The sequence below is a fragment of the Bacteroides difficilis genome, from assembly GCF_048319815.1.
Taxonomy (GTDB): domain Bacteria; phylum Bacteroidota; class Bacteroidia; order Bacteroidales; family Bacteroidaceae; genus Bacteroides; species Bacteroides zhangwenhongii.
In genome coordinates, this window is sequence record NZ_CP182814.1 from 5,490,204 (window position 1) to 5,515,414 (window position 25,211).

General features: G+C 44.3%; 16 protein-coding genes. 5 read left to right on the top strand and 11 right to left on the bottom strand.

Annotation, left to right across the window (positions count from 1 at the left end):
• Positions 1–54: 54 nt before the first annotated feature.
• Positions 55–549, top strand: a complete 495-nt coding sequence (locus ACNOGP_RS21605; protein ID WP_143864998.1) for a cupin domain-containing protein — start codon at positions 55–57, stop codon at positions 547–549.
• A 984-nt stretch (positions 550–1,533) separates the two neighbouring features.
• On the opposite strand, the gene ACNOGP_RS21610 is transcribed toward ACNOGP_RS21605, so the two are convergent.
• From ACNOGP_RS21610 to mutA, 9 genes are all read right to left on the bottom strand, one after another.
• A complete protein-coding gene (locus ACNOGP_RS21610) occupies positions 1,534–3,087 on the bottom strand; it encodes an endo-beta-N-acetylglucosaminidase (RefSeq protein WP_418213693.1) in 1,554 nt (517 codons plus the stop codon).
• A 22-nt stretch (positions 3,088–3,109) separates the two neighbouring features.
• Positions 3,110–4,405 carry a DUF1735 and LamG domain-containing protein gene (locus ACNOGP_RS21615; RefSeq protein ID WP_418213694.1) on the bottom strand — a complete coding sequence of 432 codons (1,296 nt, stop codon included), beginning with the start codon at positions 4,403–4,405 and terminating at the stop codon, positions 3,110–3,112.
• Positions 4,406–4,417: 12 nt separating this feature from the next.
• Positions 4,418–5,317, bottom strand: a complete 900-nt coding sequence (locus tag ACNOGP_RS21620) for a glycoside hydrolase family 18 (RefSeq protein ID WP_418213695.1) — start codon at positions 5,315–5,317, stop codon at positions 4,418–4,420.
• Between the two features lie 37 nt (positions 5,318–5,354).
• The gene (locus ACNOGP_RS21625; RefSeq protein WP_418213696.1) at positions 5,355–6,974 is read right to left on the bottom strand and encodes a SusD/RagB family nutrient-binding outer membrane lipoprotein; all 1,620 of its coding nucleotides are present in this window, start codon (positions 6,972–6,974) and stop codon (positions 5,355–5,357) included.
• A 5-nt stretch (positions 6,975–6,979) separates the two neighbouring features.
• The gene (locus ACNOGP_RS21630) at positions 6,980–10,342 is read right to left on the bottom strand and encodes a TonB-dependent receptor (RefSeq protein ID WP_418213697.1); all 3,363 of its coding nucleotides are present in this window, start codon (positions 10,340–10,342) and stop codon (positions 6,980–6,982) included.
• 195 nt (positions 10,343–10,537) lie between these two features.
• Positions 10,538–11,527 (bottom strand): FecR family protein, encoded by a 990-nt coding sequence (locus tag ACNOGP_RS21635; RefSeq protein ID WP_195629475.1) that lies wholly within the window; start codon positions 11,525–11,527, stop codon positions 10,538–10,540.
• A gap of 61 nt (positions 11,528–11,588) precedes the next feature.
• On the bottom strand, positions 11,589–12,140 hold the full coding sequence (locus ACNOGP_RS21640) for an RNA polymerase sigma-70 factor (RefSeq protein ID WP_143864989.1): 552 nt from the start codon (positions 12,138–12,140) through the stop codon (positions 11,589–11,591).
• Between the two features lie 143 nt (positions 12,141–12,283).
• Positions 12,284–14,431, bottom strand: coding sequence for a methylmalonyl-CoA mutase (gene scpA, locus ACNOGP_RS21645; RefSeq protein ID WP_007751753.1), 2,148 nt, complete (start codon positions 14,429–14,431; stop codon positions 12,284–12,286).
• 1 nt (position 14,432) lies between these two features.
• Complete coding sequence (mutA, locus tag ACNOGP_RS21650) at positions 14,433–16,337, bottom strand: methylmalonyl-CoA mutase small subunit (protein WP_418213698.1); 1,905 nt, start codon at positions 16,335–16,337, stop codon at positions 14,433–14,435.
• A gap of 327 nt (positions 16,338–16,664) precedes the next feature.
• On the opposite strand from mutA, the gene ACNOGP_RS21655 reads away from it, so the two are divergent.
• A complete protein-coding gene (locus tag ACNOGP_RS21655; RefSeq protein WP_007766882.1) occupies positions 16,665–18,329 on the top strand; it encodes a putative transporter in 1,665 nt (554 codons plus the stop codon).
• A 98-nt stretch (positions 18,330–18,427) separates the two neighbouring features.
• Here the strand turns inward: ACNOGP_RS21655 and ACNOGP_RS21660 are convergent, their stop codons facing one another.
• Both ACNOGP_RS21660 and ACNOGP_RS21665 read right to left on the bottom strand, forming a co-directional pair.
• Entirely contained in the window at positions 18,428–19,057 is a 630-nt protein-coding gene (locus ACNOGP_RS21660) for an AAA family ATPase (protein ID WP_007751763.1), read from the bottom strand.
• Between the two features lie 52 nt (positions 19,058–19,109).
• The gene (locus tag ACNOGP_RS21665; RefSeq protein WP_418213699.1) at positions 19,110–21,821 is read right to left on the bottom strand and encodes an outer membrane beta-barrel protein; all 2,712 of its coding nucleotides are present in this window, start codon (positions 21,819–21,821) and stop codon (positions 19,110–19,112) included.
• A 360-nt stretch (positions 21,822–22,181) separates the two neighbouring features.
• Between ACNOGP_RS21665 and ACNOGP_RS21670 the strand changes: the two genes are divergently transcribed.
• The 3 genes from ACNOGP_RS21670 (at position 22,182) to ACNOGP_RS21680 (ending at position 25,149) form a co-directional block, all read left to right on the top strand.
• Positions 22,182–23,318 carry an ABC transporter substrate-binding protein gene (locus ACNOGP_RS21670; RefSeq protein ID WP_418211059.1) on the top strand — a complete coding sequence of 379 codons (1,137 nt, stop codon included), beginning with the start codon at positions 22,182–22,184 and terminating at the stop codon, positions 23,316–23,318.
• A 62-nt stretch (positions 23,319–23,380) separates the two neighbouring features.
• Positions 23,381–24,397, top strand: coding sequence for a FecCD family ABC transporter permease (locus ACNOGP_RS21675; RefSeq protein ID WP_143864984.1), 1,017 nt, complete (start codon positions 23,381–23,383; stop codon positions 24,395–24,397).
• Positions 24,394–25,149, top strand: a complete 756-nt coding sequence (locus ACNOGP_RS21680) for an ABC transporter ATP-binding protein (protein WP_418213700.1) — start codon at positions 24,394–24,396, stop codon at positions 25,147–25,149. The genes ACNOGP_RS21675 and ACNOGP_RS21680 overlap by 4 nt, the downstream gene beginning before the upstream one ends.
• Positions 25,150–25,211 lie beyond the last annotated feature (62 nt).

Sequence of the window (25,211 nt, forward strand, 5' to 3'; positions counted from 1 at the left end):
CCACTATAAAGTTATTATTGACACATCCTTTTTTATATAGACGAATTGCTGAAGATGAAGAACAATGAAAAACAATATGCAGCCTATTGGATTGATCATTTGAAAATGACACCACATCCTGAAGGGGGCTACTATCGGGAAGAATACCGCTCAAAGAAGCAGGTGTCTATGGAAGGCAGGGAAGCCAAACGACAAGTAATGACAACCATTTACTATTTACTGGAGAACGACGATTTCTCCGCCTTTCATCGCATCAAGTCTCCGGAAAGCTGGTTCTTTCATAAAGGCGCGCCTCTATTGATATATTCCTTTGAAGAAGGGGCTTTAGTATGTCGGGAATTATCAGATCAGGAAAACGGAGTATTACAAATAACAATAGAACCGGGAACCTGGTTTGCCGCACGATTGAAAGAGCCAAGCGGTTTTACTTTGGTCAGTTGTGCCGTAGCACCGGGATTCGAGTATGAAGACTTCGAATTAGCGGATAGAAATTCATTGATTACAGAATACCCTGATTACAAGAAAGAAATAATAGGCTTGACCCGTTGATTACCTTACAATGTCTTTTTACATAGAGTTTTAAAAAACTCTTTTTATTGTCACTTGTCACTTTTCATGTTTAATACACTGATAATCAAATGCAATTTGGTGATAATAGCGAGTGATAATAAGGTGATAATAGAAAAAACTATGCTTTCTATTATCACTTTGTCCATTACTTATTAACCAACTACACTTTTGATTATCAACATTTTGACATACAATTTCACTTATAAATTTCTATGTGTTAAGAATCCCCTTTTAGGGCGAAAGATTGAGTTTTTACGGCATTTTTCTCTCAATAAAGTCGTTGTTTGGTGGGTATGTTCTCTGCAGATAATGCGGGAATTAAAACCAAAGCTGGTAGACTTAACATACAGACAAGGCACTACTAATGTATTTTGCAGGAACTGCGTTCCCGTTTCACGTACGTAAACCATTCAGACAACGTATGTGGACTTTCCGGCTTTCGTACGTGAACCGAATAGCTCATGTATGTAAAACAAGTTCTTATTACCGTAAAAGCACATTAAACGAACCACATAAATGCCTTAAGCAAGCTGTATAGACAACTAATACAAGGCTTATATCCGATCTCAAAAGGCATACTATCCGAAAAAGGCTATCTTTAAAGCTCGGAAGATTACGAGTGAAAATAAAAAAGGGAAAGAATGTTCAGTTTTGAAAGATAACATAATCTCTCAGCACGTTGATTGCTCGAATATCATATTCTTATGTCTACAAGAACTGTGAACTCTATACACGTATCATGTATAGAGTTCACAGTTCTTCTATATAAGCGGTGGAGCAATGCTCCACCAGTAAGCCATTTTATACCACAAAATCAAGTATTTCTCCACCACCTTCTCCACCATTAAAACCAAAATCACTTCATATATTAGATTTCACACTGATGTAAAAGGTAGAAACAACGATTCGAGGGATTTTTAGAAAAATACTTCCTACAAACTGTATGGTTAAATACTTTCCAATTTACCAATCTTTTCGGAAAGCATAATAAAATGCTGCTGCCAACGTCTCCATTACCTCCACCCTATAATAAGGATATTCGTAATTATTATTATCATGAAAACAACTTAGAAGCCCCATAATACTCTGGACATTCGCAATTTCCTGTATATAGTCTCTATAAGGAATATTTTCCGCAACAGCTACTTTTCCTAGCCCCTCATTTAGAGCAATTACCCTAGATTCAGCTATCAAATTCTCAAAGAACTCGCCTTCTTCCATTGTCATTCGTGGCTTTATATAAAAAGAAATGCCCCCATACTGCTCTTTTGTAACTCCTGCTATAGGTTTACGTTCCGACCCATTTGCCCAAGGATTAACCGCAGTATCCCACACAACATTCCATGCCAAATCAATATAATCACCTACCACAATACCACCTCGTTCTTTGTCCATCATTGCCGTAGTACCTCCATCATCTGCAAGAGTCAACATAATGTCCGGCATCGCTTCACGTAGTGCCTTAATTAATTTAGGATAGGAGACCTCATCTACTTCCGGTGCTCCAGTCTTGCCGTACCCAGCACCTTCATCACGCAAATGAACACCATCCAATTGATACATATTCACAGCCACCTTGATTTGTGCCACAAAATCAGCAATTTGCACATCTGTCAGATTGGCAAATCCTATACCTGTCCCTCCTCCTTCAATAGAAAGGCATACTTTAATACCATTCCTCCTCAATGGTTGAATATATTGAGCATAGTTTTTCAACACGTGCTCCATATCCGGTGTAAACTTCAAAATCGCTCTACGGGAAGGTTCGTCGTATTTCAACAAAGCTTTTCGCAAATTCACCACATCAAATACAGGAACATTTTCATAAATAGTTTTTCTATCCCGACGAGACTTCAGGTACTGTAATTTAGAAGTATATTGGTCAGCGATTAAAGGATTCATCATTTCAGTATCAATATATGCCACCACTGTATAAGGCTTATTCGACCTGTCCTGACGTTCCATTTCCACTTGACGCAGATAATAGAAAAGCTCGTACTGGTTACCATCCTCATCTGTTGCTAACAATGGCAACAAATAATAAGAGTTGACAAGATCCATATTTGACACAGTAAAACTTATCTGTGTTGATCTTCGCTCACCTGCCGCTATCGTCACCTTTCCTCCATTACTTATCGTAAATTTATTCTCCCAATCATACACAATTTCTGCACTCACTTTGTAAAAATGCTCTGTTATCGATGGTCTATCATGATCAGTCAATGAAGTGTTTATACTAATGGTAAATGTCATATTTCGCTCTGCTGGCTCTATCAATTCTACATACAATTCATTACTTCCCTGTTCTACAAAATCAAAAAAAATAAATTTATTTCCTGGCTCTGAAGCACTTTGTAGAGCGCCCGCTTCTGCAACTTCCTCTGGTGATACTGTAGACTTGTCATGTGTTACATTCGGAGCCACTATCGCTGCATCCTCTTCACAAGCCCCCATCGCCAAAGCCAATAACACGCACAAAGAGATATTTTGTATTATTCGTTTCATAATCATATACATTTTAATAGTTATCTATAATCTCTCATTCCTGATTTACTTTCGGCACCTCAATGCCACTTGGCCACAAATCCGCATCCGTCTTACTATACACTTCCGTGTGGTCACTTCCTTTCCAGTAAGGGATTACCTTCGCATCATTCCCATGTCCGGTACGATCTACAACTTTCAAACCTGTTCCTTCGTCAAACTTCCAGTAAGCACACAAGTTCGGTTCTTCCGTTGGATTAGGAATATCGTACATATTCTGCCAAATTTGTTCGGCTGTCCGAGCTACACTCCAAATGCGAGCTTCACATATTTCGCCATCAAATTGGCGACTTATATCGTGTGATTCACCATAGGAACGACCAAAATAGAAATTAAAATCACCTCCATTTCCAAATTCATCATCAGGTGCCTTATCGCCTAAATTTATGCTAGTCAGATCACTCTTACCATGAGCGTTACTAATGCTTTGCAACTGCCCGTTCACATAGAAAGCAATAGTGGCATTAGCTAAATCCCATGTCAAAGCAACATGATACCATTCACCTGCCAGTAGTAATTTCTGTTTACTGGCTTCAGGAAATTTACCAAATGTGGACTGTACTTGTAACTGTTGATTTGGGAAACTCGCATCACCAATACGCATCAGATAATATTGTTCGATACCCATAATAGAAGATATCTCTTTTTGGAAACTATTCACACGAATGATGGCTTCCATCGTAATGGCACTCAAGTTATTCACCACATCTGCCGTAGGGCTTCCCTTATCAAATCCGGGAACGGCAACGTAAACATTCTTCAGATTCATCGCTGTAGTGATAGCGCTGGAACGACGCACCAGATAATACATCGTACGTGAACCGTCCATCACTCCCACCCCTTCGGCTCCACTGATGGAAAGCGGACAGAGATAAGTTGCGTCAATCTCCAATTCATCGAGTTTGAGGAATTTGATACTGACTTCGTCGGACGTTATCTTTCCGGCAGGAATAGTAACGGATTCCTGCGATAATTGATAATGTTCGGCAGACAACATCTCATAATGCGTGTCGTTCTTCGCATTATATATGGCAATCAGTGAAGGATCTACCTTGAGGTTTACTTTCACATCCTCCCCTGAAGGATACGACAGTTTCACTGTAAACGTTTTCGTCTGGTTCGTCACCTTACGGTTGAAAGTGAACATTTCCGCATTTTTAGTAGCAGCCACATTCAAGTATGCCGAATTGTCAAACGGTGAATGGTCGCTATAATCGGTATTGTCGCAGGCAACCGGCAAAAACAGGAGGGTTGCGGCTGCAAGGCACTGATAAAGTTTATGTATTCTCATAGTTTACTTAGTTTAATGAACCGAAGCGGGATTCAAAAATTGAATGCCTCCACGAGTCTGTTTATAAATAATATCAGCATCGTAATAATCGTCCGAAAGATTGTAAATGGCAATGCCTCCCAACGGTGTCTCCATATGGAGAGCACTGTGAGCAGCTCCTGCAATGGCAGAACGGGTCACTCCATTATAATCAGTCAACGAGCCTTCGGGAGTGACGGCCAACAGCAGATGTCCGGGAGCAGTTTTGCCATATCCGGTGGCCAAAAGAACTTCCGTTTCTATGTCGTAGTCATCGGCTGCTTCGGAAATATCAAGTACGAAATAGCTGAAAAGGCTACGTTGCGCTTCCGGCAACAGGGAAGGAGTTCCCTCGAAGACAAGCAAGCACGGTGTTTGTCCCAGTGCGTCAGTCAGCGATTTCAACGTTGCCGCATCTACCGCAGCAGAAGAAGCAAGCGTGACTCCGTCAAACGTTCCTGCCCGTACGGCTTCAGCAGCGGAAGCGATAGCGGCATTCAGTTTGTCTCCCGGCGTGCAATCCACATAATAAAGCACTCTCGTTCCGTAATCGGCACGTACCATCGCCATGTCTTCCCGGTCAAAATCAGTCAGTCGGTCGGCATTACGCATGGATACGATATCAATACTGTCCGGCAAGGAACGGAGAAAAAACTTTTCACTGGTAGCCTTGTCCGGAGCATTGTCAAGCCGGGCATAAACCACAGCATGCTTCGTTGCTTTATAAGCCCGAAGGTTCTGCGTATAAACGGCATATTGTTCCGGGTTCTGCTCCTTTGCTCCGTTGACATCCGTCTCATGAATCTCCATTTCCGTCCAATCGTCACAGGAAGTGGTCGCAGTCAACAGGAAAGCGGTCAGCAGACATACATTGAATATTGATTTATATTTCATAATCTTATGGATTAAAAAAGGTTCTTGTAAAGAGCTATTAGTTATTCTCAACCGAATGGTCTTTCGCGTCCCACCAAAGAGGCGTACCCGCAGCGTCAGTACCACCCAACATCTGTACGGCTTTGGCTATATTAGCACCGTTAGAGTTGTATTCGTCTGCCGGATAAGGCAAGCGACGGGGACCGATAGCAACATTCACGCTATTGTTGGGATCTTTATTCTCTACGGCAGGAAGCAATCTCGGATAACCGGTACGACGATGTTCCGCCCATGCTTCCAGACCTAGCGGGAAGATGGCAATCCATTTTTGCGTAATGATGCGTTCCAGATTCCTCTCGAAGATTTCCTTTCCAGACCCCTGTTCCCAAGCAATCGTAATCTCGCTCACTGCATCCGCACTATAAGCACCCATCGGATCTACGTACTTCACCGGCTTCTTTTCTGCATCCTTCACATATTTATCGGCTCCTTTAGCCCCGCGTTCATCGAACGAGAGAGCGATGGCTTTCTCATACAACGCCTGCGGCTCTCCGCCCATATTCCAACCGCGCAACGCACCTTCGGCACGAAGGAAACTCACTTCAGCGGCATTCATCCAGAGGTAAGGATCGGTACTGCTGATGATTTGTTTGGAATACAAATTAATCATGTCGTCTTTCTTCTCGGTGAAGATACCGATACGCACACCATAAAAATCGTTCACTTCCTGTTTCTCGCCACCCACTTCTACGGTATTGGTACCTTTCACAAACATAACGTCCAAGCGGGGATCTTCATATCCCTTCATCACGGAAACCATATCGGCACTGATGCGATAATCACTCCAATTATTGAACAACAGTTCGGAACGGTTCTCCGCCACATGGAGCATGGCATTATCTTCATTCGCTTCGATCACTCCCGCCGCTACGGCATTTTCTGCAATACGCTGCGCCTCCGTAGGGTTCACATAACTCATGCGCATCGCTATGCGAAGCTGCATGGAATGAAGGAATTTGCGCCATTTGGAGATGTTACCGTAATACAGATCCTCCAATTTACGGAACGCTTCGGAAGAAAGGTCTTTATTCTCTTCCAACACTTTATCGGCCTCTTCCAGCTCCTTCAACATCTGCGTATATACCTGTTCCTGCGAATCGTATGGAACGGACAGGTTCTCTCCCAGATTGTCATTACTCAACATCTGCGAGTAAGGGATAGGTCCGTAAATATCCGTCACACGGTGCATGACGCAGACACGCAAGATTTTACCCAAAGCCAGAGCTACCGGATCATCCGTCACGCTCAACATCTTGAGGTATTGGGGATAAAGGTCGGTAATAGGATCGGCAAACGGGGATTTCAGCCATCCCTGTTCGGGGTTGAATGTAGAGAACTTCATTACCCATGTATCTACGATACCTTCCATATAGCCTCCGTAAGCACCGCCCACCATAGCATCCATAAACTGGTACAAATGCTCGCGCGTCGGACTGACAAGTCCTTGCATCACTCTCAACGTTGCGCCGACGATATGATTTTCGCGTTGCATTTCACTATCATCCGCTTCATACATCTTGCGGTTTATATCGCTGTCGAAACAACCGGACAAGGGTAACAGCAAGAGCACCGAAAGAATGATTCTCTGAAGGTAATATATTCGTTTCATGTTCGTCATAATATTTAGAAGTTAATCTTAACGTTGAATCCTATGTTCCGGGTACTCGGCATCATGAAATAGTCGATTCCCTGATAATAGTTGTTGGTAGTAGCCACTGCTTCCGGATCGAAAGGAGCCTTGCAATAGATCATCCACAGATTACGTCCCACAAGGGAAACGTTAATGTCGCATACATTGCCCAGCCAACGACGGGGAATGGTATAGCCTATATGCGCTTCTTGCAGGCGTACGTTCGTCGCGCTGTACGTATAATAGGTAGGAAGTCCGCTCTGCGAAGCCACTACGGAATAGAAACTCTGCGGGTTCACCTGACTACGGCCATTTACCCATGCGCCTCCGGCATCACGTGCGGCAGCCGATGTCTCGGACACTCCGTACAGATCGAGATAAGCTTGGGTAGCGGAGTAAACGATACCTCCCAAACGGGCGGTAACCAAGAATCCGGCATTGATTCCCTTATAAGTGAAGCTATTGTTCCAGGCAAGATTGGCCTTCGGAAGTACACTTCCCAACTTGATGTCACCTGCGTTATCAACAGCCGTCACATTGCCATCATCATCAATCAGCACATTGCCGTTAATGTCACGTTTCAAGTCGGCATGTGTATAAAGATCACCCAGCGTGCCGCCTTCTTTCAAAATAAACTTCGCTTTACCGAAACCACGTCCTTCATTGGTTTTCAATTCCAGCTTGTCAACGTTATAGATGACTCCGGTTTCCGGATGCACATAATTGCGCACCAATTCTACGATCTCATTCTTATTGGTAGAATAAGTAAAGCTGGTATCCCAACCAAAATTTCCCCAACGATGATTATAAGCCAACATGGCTTCAAAACCGTAGTTACGTACATATCCGGTCTGCACATAGAGTTTGTCGTAACGCGCGGATACGGGAAGTTCGGGATCGAACGTCTGGTTGTACGTATTGGCATAATAGAACGAACCGCTCAACTTGAAATCTTTGAAAAGCGTAGCGTCCAGACCGATTTCCCAAGAATCAGTACGTTCAGGATACAGTTTGCCGATAGGGAAGTTCTTTTGAGATTTCCAGTCCATGTTAGTCGCATCATACGAGTAGGTAGGATAAGTTAGGAAACGGGGATAGGGATTACCTACGGAACTGAACGAACCGCGCACTTTCAGATAATCCACCCATTCCGGCATTTTTACCATCTCCGAAATGACGGCCGACAAGCCGACTGACGGATAGAAGAAGGAAGCCTGCGGAGAATGTGTCAACTGCGAAGCCCAGTCGTTACGTCCCGTCAAAGTGAGGTAAAGCATACTCTTCCAACCAATCTCCGCACTGGCAAAGATAGATTCCGTCGCTTCACGCCAACCGGTCTGTGTGGCACGTTTTTTGGCATTATCCAAATCGTATACATTGAAAAGATTGGGAATTCCCGTTTCACGTATCGGACCCGCATATCCCAGCTCTTTGCTGGTGATACCGCTATAACTGGCTCCGATATTGGCAACAATCGTAAAGTCCTGAATACGTTTGTTGATATTTATCAATACATCGGCGTATGTCTGCGAGTTTTGTCCGTTGTTCACGGTGTAATGCCCTTGCGTGCTACCATCGGTCAGTGTCGTGCTAGTGCTTGCATACAGCTTGCCTTCATATTCGCTGTGGGTATTGTCGATGCGGACACGGCCTGCCACATTCAACCAGTCCAGAATCTGATAACTCAAACCCGCCGAAGCCATATAACGCTTCTTATTGTTGAGACGAAGATTGCGGTAAGCTATCCAATAAGGGTTCTGCATACGTAAATCCCCCTCACCCTGCGGCCAGAACTGTACACTGATTTTACGCGCCTCATCCCAACGCTCGAAATTTTTGATTACAGAGAAATCATCTCCACGAGGAAAAAGATAGGCAGAAACCAACGGATTGGAATACTGTCCCTGATTGGTCATATTCCGGTCGTTCTGAAGGATGTAGCTGGCACTGACATCCAGTTTCATTTTATCATTCAGGAAACTTGTCGTATTGCGGAAAGTAAAGTTATACCGATTATACCTATTGTTGGGTACCATACCTGCTGAATTGACGGTAGCTACCGAAAAGAAAGTCTGATTCTTGTCCGTTCCCGTAGATAAAGTCACAGAATTGGAATACACCGCGCCGGTATCGAAGAAATCGCTCGGTTCATATCCGGTCTGTGCGGCTGCATTCAACTTCGGCCCCCAGCTATAAATGCTTGAATTACCAGCTTTGCCGTTGCTTCCGGTTCCGTAGCGTCCTTGAAAATCCGGCATTTTGAAAGGTTTCAACCATTCAATGCCACTAGAGACACCGACCTGCAATTTCCCTACGTGTCCCTTTTTAGTGGTAATCACAATCGCTCCATTGGCGGCATTACTACCATACATGGCAGCTGCGGCAGCTCCCGTCAGTACGGAGATACTTTCGATGTCTTCGGGGTTGATGTCGGCAATGGCTTCGGTAGCTCCTTTTGAACCAAATTCCGTATCGCCTCCGCCTCCGAAATTGTACATCGGAATACCGTCGATGACATACAAAGCATTGCTGCTCTGCTCGATGGACTTCGTACCACGCATCACTACCCTGCTTGCTCCTCCCACACCGGAAGAACTGGTATTGATAGTAACACCCGCTACTTTACCATTCAGGCTGTTTACAAAGTTGGCGTCTTTAATTTGAGTCAGTTCGTCGGATTTCACCTGCTGCACATTGTAACTCAATGCCTTTTGCTCACGCTTGATACCCAATGCTGTCACTACGACTTCATTCAATAGTTTCGTATCCGAAGCGAGTTGCACGCTGTACTTGTTCGCTCCACCCACTTTCAATGTCTTCGGAGTATAGCCTACGTAAGAAATACTCAACGTACTGCCTACCGGAGCTTCCAGCGAGAAGTTTCCGTCCATATCGGTGATAGCTCCTATGCTCGTTCCTTCCACCAGCACATTCACGCCGATGAGCGGTTCTCCCTGTTCATCCAGCACCTGCCCTGTGACACGTTTGGCAGACACTTGCTCCACTTCTTTCTTTTCTTGCGGAACAATGATGACATATTTGCCTTTCAACTGATAAGTATATCCTGTTCCTTTCAGGATTTCGGTGAGAGAGTTCTCCAATGTCGCTTTTTCCAGAGCCAGACTGATGGAGGGTTTGTTTTTCAACTGCGATTCGTTGTAGCCGACAGAAAGTTTCGTCTGCTTTTCCACTTCTTTCAGTGCCTCGATGACCGATATGTTTTTCTTATGGATCGTAATCCGGGCACTGCTGTTTTGAGCAAAAGTGGGGATAGAAAGGAGCAGACAGCACAAAAAAAGCATAAATACTCGGCTGATTGTCTGCTTATTGGCTATAAATTCATAAATTTGCTGCATCTTCTTAGTATTAGTTTATACAGATAAAGTTAGATTCTCGAATTTAGTAGCGTTTGTGTAACGCTAATAGTAAGAATTTCGATTTCACATCCGGGGGAAGGTTGCAGCTTCTCCCGGATATTTTTTCCGCATAGGCTTCTCGTATATTTTAAGGTTAATAATCGGTGTTATTCAAATAGTCCGGTAGCGGGAACGTTATTTATGACGTACCGTCAGATAACATTTGTCGCCCACTATCTTATAATCCAGATTACCCGTCACACGGGCAATAATATCCATCACTTCTTCTATGGAAGCGTTCTGCCCGAAAGTCAGGTTAAAACGGTCACTTTTCAGGCTGTGAAAGCTATACACGAATGTATAAGGATATTTGCGTTCGAGACGGGTGAAGATCTCTTCCATCGTCATACTGCGAAAAACAATCTCACCGCGTTGCCAGGCTGTGACATCCTGCATATCCGGATAAGTCACACTACCCAAGCGGGTGTGTTTATTATAAGCCAACTGTTCGTTGGGTTTCAGTATCTCTTGCTCTTTCAATCCATTGTACTCTACCAGAACTTTTCCCGAAATCAACGTTGCCGTTACCTCCTCCTCTTCGGGATAAGCCGACACATTAAATTCCGTTCCCAATGCCGTGACTTGGAAATCTGCCGACTTTACGATAAACGGATGTGCTTCGTCACGTCTCACCTTGAAGTTGGCTTCTCCCACCAGATAGACACAACGACTGTCTCCCGTAAACTGTTGAGGATAAAGCAAGGTACTTTCTGAATTGATCATCACTTGCGTGCCGTCCGGTAAAGCAATATTCTGCATCTCGGTAGTAGGTATATAGGTTTGCAACAAGTCCGGCGCCTGTCTGTTCTGTAAAGCCAGATAAATAGAGCCAGCGGATACAGCAATCAGCAAAGCTGCCGCTATCTTCCAGATAAACAGCCGTGTATGTAAAGTATGTACTTTTTGTCTCGTCTTTATTCCGGTAAGCTCTTTCATTCGTTCCAACGAATGTTGGTAATTGGGAGTAGTTGCGGATTCGGTAGCTTCCCAAAGCTGACTCAATTCGGAATCCTTTTCATCGGCACGTTCTTCATCTATAAGCCATACACGAAAATCCCGGTCGACTTCCGCCGGATAGTCATGCTTGATATAACGGTCTATAACGTCACGAATATAATTCTTCATAAGGTGATATTTATTGTTTCTAAGAAACGTTTACATAATTACCACCATTCAGAAAGAGAAACTACGGAAAGAACCGGAAGAGAATAACAAACATTAACACTTTACGAAGTTCGGTCAATGTTTTGTAGATGTGGTCTTCTACTGTGCGCAGAGGGATTTGCAGTTTCTCCGCTATTTCTTTGTGAGACAAACCTTCAAACCGGCTCATCTCAAATATTTGCCTGCGTTTGGGAGGCAATTGGTCGAGTGCCATCTTGACGAGGAGGAGCACTTCTTTATAATAGAGATTTTCGAGCAATGAAGTATCTTCATCACACAAATCACCTATCAATTGCGCTTTCATTATCTTATCTTCGTATTCCTGTTCCACCTTCTGATGTTTGAAAAGGTTGAAGATTTCATTTCGGGTAACGGTATAAAGATAGCTCGTCATGGTTTCTTGCTCCTGCCAAAGTTCAGGACGTGTCCATAACTTAAGAAATATATTCTGAGCGATATCTTCCGCATCTTCCTCCGACTTGGTCAACAACTTCGCAAAGTTCTTGACACGAGGGTAGTTAGCCGCGTAAAACCGTTCAAAACGAACATCCAAGTCTTCTACTTTTTCACTCATCTATTCTGCTTTTTATAATGAAAGCCGGACAAATATAGCCAATTTTAATTTCAGACAAACGAATGTCAGTAAAAAAACATCCCGCCTTTCAGTTCATTTGAACTAAAAAGGCGGGATAAAATCAAAAACAGGAAAGTCCTGTCTTATTCTTCGTCCATCAGGATTTCCAAAATCTGGCAAGCAGCTTTCGCCACCGGAGTACCCGGACCGAAGATAGCAGCCACCCCTGCTTTATACAAGAAATCATAATCCTGTGCAGGAATAACGCCACCGGCAATCACTACGATATCTTCGCGACCCAGCTTCTTTAATTCCTCAATAATCTGCGGAACCAATGTCTTATGTCCGGCAGCCAACGAAGAAACACCGACTACATGAACATCGTTTTCAACAGCTTCACGGGCAGCTTCCGCCGGTGTCTGGAACAACGGTCCCATATCCACGTCAAAACCGCAGTCGGCATAACCGGTCGCTACCACTTTGGCACCACGGTCGTGACCGTCCTGTCCCATCTTCGCAATCATGATACGGGGTTGACGCCCCTCTTTCTTCGCAAACTTCTCAGCCAGTTCACAAGCACGTTTGAAGTCGCTATCGTTTTTACTTTCTGATGAATACACGCCTGATATAGTTCTAATTATTGCTTTATAACGTCCTACGACCTGTTCGCAAGCAGATGAAATCTCGCCCAATGTGGCACGGACGCGCGCTGCTTCCACTGCCAGTTCCAGCAAGTTACCCTTACCGGTCTTCACACACTCAGTAATAGCCGCCAACGCTTTATCTACCTCAGCCTGGTTACGTCCCTCTTTCAGACGTTTCAGGTTTTCGATCTGTTCAAGACGAACCGCCGTATTATCAATTTCAAGAATATCGATCGGAGCTTCTTTGTCCAGACGATACTTGTTCACACCGACAATCGTCTGCTGACCACTGTCGATACGAGCCTGTGTACGTGCAGCGGCCTCCTCGATACGCATCTTAGGAATACCTGTTTCGATAGCTTTTGCCATACCACCCAGTTTTTCAATCTCCTGAATATGCTCCCAAGCCTTATGCGCCAACTCGTTCGTCAGAGTCTCTACATAATAAGAACCACCCCACGGGTCAACATTCTTGCAAATGTATGTTTCTTCCTGAATGTAGATCTGAGTGTTACGGGCAATACGTGCAGAGAAGTCCGTCGGAAGTGCGATAGCTTCATCCAACGCATTGGTATGCAAAGACTGTGTATGTCCCAAAGCGGCAGCCATCGCTTCGATACAAGTACGTCCTACGTTATTGAACGGATCCTGTTCGGTCAATGACCAACCGGAAGTCTGTGAGTGGGTACGCAGTGCCAATGATTTCGGATTCTTCGGGTTAAACTGTTTCACAATCTTCGCCCACAACATACGTGCGGCACGCATTTTGGCAATTTCCATGAAATGGTTCGTCCCAATTGCCCAGAAGAAAGACAGACGCGGAGCAAATGCATCGATATCAATACCGGCGGCAGTTCCGGCACGAAGATATTCGAGACCGTCGGCAAGCGTATAAGCCAACTCGATATCGGCGGTAGCACCTGCCTCCTGCATATGGTAACCGGAAATGGAGATGGAGTTGAACTTAGGCATCTTCTGCGAAGTATACTCAAAGATGTCGGAAATAATTTTCATTGAGAATGCAGGCGGATAAATATAGGTATTACGCACCATGAATTCTTTCAGGATATCATTTTGGATAGTACCTGCCATTTCTTCCAATTTCGCACCTTGCTCCAGACCTGCATTGATGTAGAATGCCATAACCGGAAGCACCGCCCCGTTCATTGTCATGGATACGGACATCTTGTTCAAAGGAATACCGTCGAACAGGACCTTCATGTTTTCCAAAGAACAGATAGATACACCCGCTTTACCTACGTCACCTACCACACGTTCGTGATCGGGGTCGTAGCCGCGATGCGTAGCCAAGTCGAATGCAACCGACAACCCCTTCTGACCGGAAGCCAGGTTACGGCGATAGAAAGCATTTGATTCTTCGGCAGTGGAAAATCCGGCGTATTGACGGATCGTCCAAGGACGCAGAGTGTACATTACCGAGTACGGACCACGCAGGTACGGAGGAAGTCCGGCAGCATAGCCGAGATGTTCCATTCCTTCAAGGTCTTCTTTTGTATAAACAGGCTTCACTTCGATGTGTTCCGGTGTTTTCCAATCAGCGGAGATACCGTTAGCCTTTTGCCATTCAGCACCGTTAGCAGGCTGAAATGCGGCATATATATCAATGTTTTTAAAATCTTTTCTCATCTTACTTCAATAGTTTGGCGTTAAACTCTTTCAAGGTATCCAGCACATTCACACGGACATGGATAAAGTACTCAATACCTGCGGCTTTCAATGTATCGGCACATTCCGGATTACCGGCGACGATAAACATAGCACGGCCATTCAAAGCTTTGAAAGCGGGAATTGCATATTCCGCATATTCATCATCACTGGAACAAAGCACCACGATATCCGCCTTAGCAGCCATAGCCGCCTCTATTCCTGCCTCAACCGTTTCGAAGCCCAGATTATCAATCACTTCATAACCGGCACAAGCCAAGAAGTTGCAAGAGTATTGCGCACGTGCCTGACGCATTGCCAGATTACCGATAGTCAACATGAACGCTTTCGGACGTTTGCCGGACGCTTCCGTCTCAAGGCGCAAAGCCTCGAATTCGCTGGCAGCACGGTCGGATACCAAAGTAGCCACATCTTTCTCGCAAGTATGTTCTTTGCCACCGCCACAACAACATTTTGCCTCAACCGGTTTCTTATCACCCGCTTTTTCATTAAAGTTGGGGAATTGGTTGGTGCCCAACAATACTTCACGACGCTGTGCCACCGCTTTATGACGCGCTTTATTGCTTTCGTTCACAGCAGCCTGAACTGTTCCCGCTTTCAAGGCAGCATAGAAACCACCGGCTTCTTCGACAGACAGGAAGAGTTCCCAAGCCTGTTTAGCGATAGAGACAGTCAGGTTTTCAATATAATAAGAACCTGCAGCCGGGTCAATCACCTTATCAAAATGAGATTCTTCCTTCAGCAGCAGTTGCTGGTTGCGTGCCAGACGCTCGGAGAATTCATCGGGGGTCTCGTATGTCTTGTCAAACGGGGTAACTGTCATTGAATCCACACCTCCCAAAGCAGCACTCATCGCTTCGGTTTGCGTACGAAGCAGATTCACGTGTGCATCAAACAAAGTGAGATTGAATGTGGAAGTTTCGGCGTGAACCGCCATTTTTGCAGCGCAACGGCATTCACCGTTAGGACCTTTATTGTCGCAATCACGTATACATTCGGGCTTATAAGAAGCTACGATATTCGCCCAAAGCAGACGTGCGGCACGGAATTTTGCAATTTCGAGGAAGTAATTGGAACTGATACCGAAGTTGAACTTGATTTTCTTGGCAACAATGGCAGAGGGAATACCGGCCTCTGTCAGTTGATTCATGTATTCATTACCCCAAGCCAGCGCATAACCCAACTCCTGAGAAATATAAGCTCCGGCATTGTTCAGAGATAAAGCATTTACATTCAGTACACGATAGAAAGGAAGCGGTTGGATGGCCTCAATCAAAGCTTTGCCCGTTTGCACCATATCGCCTTTTTCCTTACCGCGAGTCAACATCTTATTGAAGAAATCATAGTTTATAGAACCTCTCAGTTTCTTCACATCATAATCTTTCTTCTGGAAATAAGCTACCAGCAGATTAGCCAACTCAACGACGTGTCCCTGGCAAGTAGAGAAGTTCAGTTCAACGCACTCAGCTTGAATATCATTCAACAATGTTTCAAGATATTCCGCATTGAGTTCCTTTGCTTTCACATGGAAAGAAAGTGAATCGACACCCTTATTCAAGATATCCAACGCCTTTGCATTAGCTTCTTTCGGGCATTCCACTCTGATTTCCTGACGAACCAGCCACTCATTGTTGTCTTTCTTGGTTCCCCTCAGATAAGGGAATTCTCCGGGAAGCGCATCGGTAGTCTTCAAACCCTCCAGATCTTCCATCCGGTAGAAAGGTTTCACTTTGAACCCTTCGTTCGTTTTCCAAACGAGCTTCTTCTCAAAATCAGCACCTTTCAAGTCGGCTGTAACCTTCTCCATCCATTGTTCGGTGGAGACAGGAGAAAAGTCTGAGAAGAGTTTTTCTTTTTTGTCTGCCATAGTTTATTTAAAATTAAAACAAGATTAATATTGTCTTTATTTTTATCTATCTCTCTAAAAGTCCGTTGTTCGACTTGCAAATATAACCAAATAGTTAAAACAATACTCTTTTTTAGGGAAAATTCGCACAGCCCGGAAAATGAGGAATAAATAAATGAAGAATAGGGAATGGGAAATGAAAAATTACCATTATTCATCCCATATATACAATAGGTATAGAAATTCTTCATTTTTCATTTTTAGTTCTTCATTTATTTGATTTGCTCCGATGTTATGAGTAATTTTGCACCCGTTTTATAAAAGACATTATAAAAACTACTATAAATTATGGATTGGTTACAAAGTTTATTGTGGGACCCTAGTTCTGTGGCGCATATCGTGCTCCTCTACGCATTTGTAGTGGCAGCCGGTGTGTATCTCGGTAAGATAAAGATATTCGGAATATCTTTAGGTGTCACGTTTGTTTTGTTTGCCGGCATCCTAATGGGACATTTCGGCTTCACGGCCGATACACACATCCTACATTTCATCCGTGAATTCGGATTGATTTTGTTCGTATTCTGTATCGGTCTTCAGGTGGGGCCGTCTTTCTTTTCTTCTTTCAAGAAAGGGGGAATGACACTAAACCTGTTGGCTGTAGGCATCGTAGTGTTAAATATTGCTGTTGCGCTGGGGCTTTATTACCTGTGGAACGGCCGGGTGGAATTGCCGATGATGGTTGGTATACTCTATGGAGCTGTGACAAACACTCCGGGACTTGGTGCCGCCAATGAAGCATTGAACCAGTTGAACTATACCGGCCCGCAGATCGCGTTGGGTTATGCGTGTGCATATCCGCTCGGTGTGGTAGGTATTATCGGTTCTATCATTGCTATCCGCTACATCTTCCGTGTCAATATGGCTAAGGAAGAAGAGAATCTGAAGATTCAAAGCGGGGACGCACACCACAAGCCACACATGATGAGCCTTGAGGTACGCAACGAATCAATCAGCGGAAAGACACTGATCGAGATTAAAGAGTTCTTGGGACGCAACTTCGTTTGTTCGCGTATCCGCCATGAAGGGCACGTCAGTATTCCCGACCACGAGACCATATTCAATATGGGCGATCAGTTGTTTATCGTCTGCTCGGAAGAGGATGCTCCGGCTATTACCGTATTTATAGGAAAAAAGGTGGAACTCGATTGGGAGAAACAAGACCTGCCGATGGTTTCACGCCGTATTTTGGTCACCAAACCGGAAATTAACGGAAAAACGCTCGGTTCTATGCACTTCCGCAGTATGTATGGGGTAAATGTAACCCGTATCAACCGTTCCGGTATGGACCTGTTTGCCGATCCGAATCTGGTACTTCAAGTAGGTGACCGTGTGATGGTAGTAGGCCAGCAAGATGCAGTAGAACGTGTGGCAGGTGTGTTGGGTAATCAGTTGAAACGTCTGGACACTCCGAATATCGTAACTATCTTCGTCGGTATCTTCTTAGGTATTCTTCTAGGCAGCCTTCCGATTGCATTCCCGGGTATGCCGACTCCTTTGAAACTAGGTTTGGCAGGTGGTCCGCTGGTAGTAGCGATCCTTATCGGACGCTTCGGTCACAAACTCCATCTGGTAACTTACACAACAATGAGCGCCAACCTAATGCTTCGCGAAATAGGTATCGTGCTTTTCCTTGCCAGTGTCGGTATTGATGCAGGTGCCAATTTTGTGCAAACGGTAGTCGAAGGTGACGGATTGTTATACGTAGGTTGCGGTTTCCTTATCACCGTCATTCCATTGCTTATTATCGGCGCTATTGCCCGACTGTATTATAAGGTAAACTACTTCACTCTGATGGGATTGATAGCCGGTAGTAATACCGATCCTCCCGCATTGGCTTATGCCAACCAGACAACTGCCGGTGACGCTCCGGCCGTAGGGTATTCGACGGTTTATCCGCTATCTATGTTCCTCCGTATCCTAACGGGACAGATGATATTATTAACAATGATGTAAATCAAGCTTAGCTTATAAATAGTAAAGCCGGCTCTATTCTTTTAAGTAGAATATGCCGGCTTTACTGTTTTATCTCCCTTTATTCATTATACCATATATTACAACTTCAGTTTCTTCACTACAAACTCCTCCACAAAGCGTACCGTTTCTTCTATTCCTAAAGAAGAGGAGTCCACACACAGATGATAAGTAGCAGCCGCTCCCCATGTTTTATAACTATAATAATTATAGTATTCCGAACGTTTCTTATCCGCTTTCTCCATCATTTCCTCCGCAGCCTCCTCATCAATATGATGGATCTGACACAACCGTGCAATGCGGTCTTCTTTGGAAGCCGAAATAAAAACGTTTACACAACGCGGATGTTCGCGCAATATATAATCCGCACAGCGCCCCACAAACACACAGGATTTTTCAGCCGCCAAATGACGAATGACATCACTCTGTACCTTAAACAAAGCATCATTGCTCAAACAGTTGGTACACGGCATAGCCCCCTCACTAATAAAAGGGAACCGCATTCCGAACAACCCACCGATAATACCTTGTGAAGCCTTTTCATCCGCTTTTTCAAAAAATTCTCTACACAATCCGCTCTCTTCAGAAGCTAGATTGATCAACTCTTTATCATAGAAGTCGATGCCCAAACGGGCTGCCAACTTCTCTCCTATTTCTTTTCCGCCACTACCTAACTGGCGACCGATATTAATGACATAGCTACCGCTCATAGTACATTTTGTTTTATGGTTTGGTAGCAAACATACGAATTATTTCTAAAACTCACATCATCAGACGAAAGTTATATTTGAAAGTTACAATAAAATATCCTTTTATTTCCTGCGTCCGAGACTCATAGAACCCGTCGGAAGTAGCCATACGAGCATAACTTTTCCGTTTGCCAAGAATATCCGCCCAATAAGCCGACAATTCGGCTTTTCTCTGTTTCAAGAATCGCCAGGTTGCCCTCGCATTCCACACAATCTCATCATCCTCTCCTTTCTGGATATTTGTCCCGCTACGCAAGATATAGCCTGCATCCGTACGCAACTGCAACCCGAAAGGAAAATCCACATAGCCGTCAAAACGGAAATTATAATAGCGGGTATAGGTATTATTATCATTCAGAGAATTAAGTGAATACTGATAATCCCATGAAGTAGAAAAATCAAACCCTCCCCAAGTGGGCTGATAAGAAGCTTCCATCTCGCAATTCAACCCGGTATCACGTGTTGTGCTTTTCTCCGGCTGTTGACTTCTATCCTCATTAATCATACTGACACGATTACTATGCCTTCCGGAGGTACTCAGTTTTAAAGAAAAATGCCCGAAACGCTTCCACCAGTCAGCACTGCCATATGTATTCCAATTTCCATTGATATTTATAGGGTATGTCTCCCGTCCGCCGGTCTGCACATCATAGAGAACAACTTGTGTGACACTGTTCTTCTCCATCTGCCATCCCAGATTGGCGGATATTCCCTTTGAAGGATGTTGAAAGCTCACATGCATAGTATGCATAAACATCTGTTTCAAATCCGGATTTCCACGAGTAATATACAACGGATCGCTATTATCCGTCAACGGCATTAAGTCTGATAAAGAAGGCTGCCGGGTTCTTCCGTTATAATTAAGACTGACACGCATTTTCTTTTTCCGCCAACTCAACCATATCATAGGCTGATAATCAATCATACGCATTGTGGTATCCGCATAAAGTTTTCCGACTTTCCGATCAATAGCACGCTTCTGCGGAGTGACACCCAACGAAGCATTAAACATCCAAGTATCATCCGAATAATTGAAGCCTACATTCAAGTCGTGCCCATTACTGCGACTATGACTCCTATTACTTAAACTATCCACATACCCCGCCTCATAACCTGCAGGCAAATCACCGAAAGAATCCCGGTTTGTCATGGAAGACAATTCATACGTATCACGGTTGTCCCGTTCATACTGTGTATTCCAATTATATGCTGCCCGGAAATGCACCTTCTTGCCAATCGGTTGAGTAAAGCTGACTCCTACCCTCCACTGATTATTTGTCTGAGGAGACTTTATATATTGGTTTCGATAAAGTACCGAATCATTCCCATTCTTGTCTTTCAGCTTGAAATAAGTAGTCTGAGACAGCGAAAAACTTTCACTATCTCTCCATGAATCTGAATTTGTAACATTCAGTCCTAATGTAGTTCCTTTCTCATTCAAACGCCTCATAATCCCAATCATCCAATTATAACGATTGGATTTATTTTCCGAAGCCGAACGGTTCTCACTACGATTGACTTTCATATCCTTAGGTATAGATTCAAAATCAGCAAACAGACTCTCATGATTCACATTAGGAGGAGCATCAAAAGAAGCACTCTGATTACTGCTCTCATTCTCATTGGGAGAAAGCCCGAAACTCCCGTTGAAATGTATGCGCGTACGCTTATCGACTTTCCATTCTCCCATCAGACTCGAATTCATAGACCGGCTTTTCGAAGTACCCTCATTGGCAGAAGCCGAATACTGATTGCCACTCGTCAAATATTGTTCCCGATACATGGAAGTGATATTTCCATTCCGGTTCAAGTCATAGTTCACATTTCCGGTCAAAGAAAACTTCTTGCCGAACTTGCGCGTCATATTCAGCCCGACAGAGTTATTGATATTGTCCTTATAAGTGCTATTCTGATAGCGATTGGTAGAACGGGCCATAAAAGAAAGATTCTCTCCGTTCTTATTAAAATAGTTCACCTGCCCTTCCAGGTCCTTCTTTTTATTATTTCCATATCCTACCGTCGCATTCGTCAGCCAAGTCTTGTTCAGTTCATCTTTAGTCTGAAGATCAAGCACATACTTTTTCTCTCCAGAACTGATTCCGGTAAACTCTTCTTCTTTTGATTTCTTATCATATACTTTCAGCTTGCTAATCAAGTTTGCCGGCAGATTTTCGAGCGCTGTTTTCTTATCCCCCGAGAAAAAGGATTCGCCATTGACATTGATTTCACTGATAGCCTGACCGTTGTAGGTTAACGAATGATCTTTCTTATTATACACCAATCCCGGAACACGTTTCACCAGATCCTCCAGATAAGAACCTTCGGGAGTTTTATAGGCAGCAGCATTGATAACGGTAGTATCTCCCTTCATCTCCACTTCTTTCAATTTTCCCGTGATTGTCACTTCCCCGATTTGTATATCATCATCCTTCAGTGTGACCACCCCAACATTCACAGACAGCGAGTCACTTAATATGCGGTATGCGGATTCCATTCCCATGAAGGAGACTTTCAACAAATATTGCCTTCTGTTCTGCGGCTGATATTTAAGAACAAAACAACCGTTCTTATCACTTGTCGTACCTTTCACAAAAGTGGAATCCTCCTTTTGCAAGACAACAACACTAGCTGAAGGTAAAGACTGTAGCTTATCACTTCCTGCTTCCAACGTCTGTACTCTGCCTTTGACAGTTCTCGTTTGTTGAGCATATAAAATTGTATGCATACAACATAACAACAAAAGCAATCCAATCGTCCTATTAATTTCCATGTCGATAAGCTAGTCTCTTTTAGTAGTTTTACGAGGGTAAAAGTACACAATCCAACTATGATTCAAGAGAAAGTTCTGTGAAAAATCCCAAAAGCTCCCCACATTCTTGTTTACCTCCAAATTTTCATTTGGACATTATTCTAATAAAGAATTCAAAGTCAATATCGATATCAAACGAGATAAGACCGAAATTTCGCTATATGCGATATATAAATAAGTAGCAATTTTGTAGAAACGGAATAATAACATATTAGAAAACAATTCATATATTTGCACGATATGTTCACAAGATTGTTACAACCAAATGTAAATAAAATGATAAAACAATCCATTTACACTTTCATTCTATTCTCCTTGCTATTTTTGACAAGTTGTATTTCTAACAAGAAGACTTCTCTCGAAGCATTCAATCAGGATATATATACTCCTGAATATGCGGCAGGATTTAAGATATTAGGCGCAACCAATGTCCAAAGTACTCTGATACAGGTATTCAACCCATGGCAGGGATCCAAAGAGGTAGAAATGTCCTACTTCATATCACGAAATGGAGAGCAGGCACCCACCGGATTCACCGGTCCTACCATTCCTGCCGGAGCAAAGCGCATTGTATGTATGTCTTCTTCCTACATCGCCATGCTCGATGCACTAGGACAGGTAAACCGAATCGTGGCGGTATCGGGCATCGACTATGTATCGAACCCATATATCCTTGCGCATAAGGATTCTATCAAGGACATGGGACCTGAGATGAATTATGAACTGTTGCTGGGATTGAAGCCGGACATCGTTCTGCTATACGGTATCGGAGACGCACAGACCGCCATAACAGACAAGCTGAAAGAGCTATCCATTCCCTATATTTATATGGGCGAATACTTGGAGGAATCACCGCTAGGCAAAGCCGAATGGATGGTTGTTTTGTCCGAACTGACGGACAGCCGAGAGAAGGGTATCGAAATATTCAGTGAAATTCCGAAGCGTTATCTGTCATTGAAAGCACTCACGGAATCGGTCGGACAATGCCCGACAGTTATGTTCAACATGCCGTGGAACGACAGTTGGGTGATGCCTTCTACAAAAAGCTATATGGCGCAACTGGTAGCGGATGCGGGTGCAGAGTATATCTACAAAGAAAACAGTTCCAACAGTTCAACCCCGATTGGACTGGAAACGGCTTACGGACTGATACAAAAAGCGGATTATTGGATTAATGTAGGTTCGGCAACGAGTCTGGATGAGTTGAAAACCGTCAATCCGAAATTCGCAGATGCGAAAGCTGTACGTGAACGGACGGTTTATAATAATAATTTGCGGCTGACCCCGACGGGCGGTAATGATTACTGGGAATCGGCAGTGGTACACCCTGACATGGTTCTACGCGACCTGATTCATATCTTCCATCCAGAACTGGTACCGGATTCACTCTATTATTACAGGTATCTGGAATGAAACGAACCTATGCCTAGAAGAATGATCGAATCTTTATTTGCCAAACATACTCGCAATTCCAGATGAAGCAACCTCATAAACATACCGCCCTTTTATTTATTGCATTAGGTATCGTTGCCGTACTATTATTATTGATAGACATGGCAACAGGAGATACGTACATCCCTATCTTGAAAGTATGGGCGGTGCTCACCGGCGGCGAATATGACGAAACGACGCGCAATATCCTACTTTCCATCCGGTTCATACGGGTAGTAGTGGCGGGACTGATAGGCGTGGCGCTTTCCGTCAGCGGCCTGCAGATGCAGACAGTTTTTCAGAATCCGCTGGCAGACCCTTATCTGCTGGGAGTCAGTTCGGGCGCAGGACTGGGAGTGGCTCTGTTTATACTAGGCACTCCGTTGCTCGGATGGACGAACTTCCCGCTTCTCCAATCAATGGGTATCGTCGGTTCGGGATGGATAGGAACGACTGTCATCCTATTGGGAGTAGCCGTCATCAGCCGGAAAGTGAAAAATATTCTCGGCGTGCTGATTATGGGGGTTATGATAGGATACGTGGCAGGTGCCATTATCCAGATTCTGCAATATCTGAGTTCTGCCGAACAACTGAAAATGTTCACGCTTTGGTCGATGGGCTCGCTCAGCCATATCACTGCCACCCAACTGGGAGTCATGATTCCGATGTTGTGCATAGGTCTGCTGATCTCCGTAGCTTGCATCAAGTCACTGAACCTATTGCTGCTCGGTGAGAACTACGCGCGGACAATGGGAATGAACATCAAGCGTTCACGCACCTTCATTTTCGTTTCTACCGCATTGCTGACAGGAACGGTCACTGCTTTCTGCGGTCCGGTAGGTTTCATCGGGCTGGCTGTGCCACACGTCACCCGGTTGCTGTTCAACAATGCCGACCACCGGATACTTGTTCCCGGCACCATGTTGACGGGACTTATCAGTATGCTTCTCTGTGACATTATCGCTAAGAGCTTCCTGCTCCCAGTGAACTGCATCACTGCCCTGCTGGGTGTTCCGGTTATTTTATGGGTAATCGCTAAAAACTTGCGTAGATTCAAATGATAGAGCTTAAAGAACTGACATTAGGGTATGGACAGCGTACGCTGTTAGAGATGGTAAATGCCCGGATGACGGGCGGACAACTCATCGCCCTGCTGGGACGCAACGGGGCAGGAAAGAGTACATTGCTCCGTGCCATGATGGGACTGGAAAAGCCACAGTCGGGAGAAATCATCCTACAAGGCAAGAAAATAGCCTCGTTGAAACCGGAAAAACTAGCCCGTAGCATCAGCTTTGTAACGACAGACAAAGTACGCATCGCCAATCTTCGCTGTAAAGATGTAGTGTCTATGGGGCGCGCCCCTTATACAAACTGGATCGGACAACTACGACCGAAAGACGAAATGCGGGTAGATACTGCCATACAGCTGGTCGGTATGTCCACTTATGCGGAAAAAACCATGGATAAGATGTCTGACGGCGAATGTCAACGAATCATGATTGCCCGGGCGTTAGCCCAGGACACCCCTGTCATCCTGCTCGACGAACCCACCGCCTTTCTCGACTTGCCTAACCGTTACGAACTCTGCCTGCTCCTGAAAAGACTGGCACAGGAAGAGGACAAATGTATCCTATTTTCCACACACGACCTCGACATAGCGCTGTCACTCTGCGACTCTATCATGCTGATAGACAACCCGCATATGTATACACTGCCTACTCCGGAAATGGTAGCGAGCGGACATATCGAAAGACTGTTCCGAAACGAGTCGGTGACATTCGACGCACAAAAGATGAGGGTACGTATAAAATAAACATTTTATCACTAGGATAAAAATATAAATAATAAAATATGATTCTCGTAAGCTGATTTTTT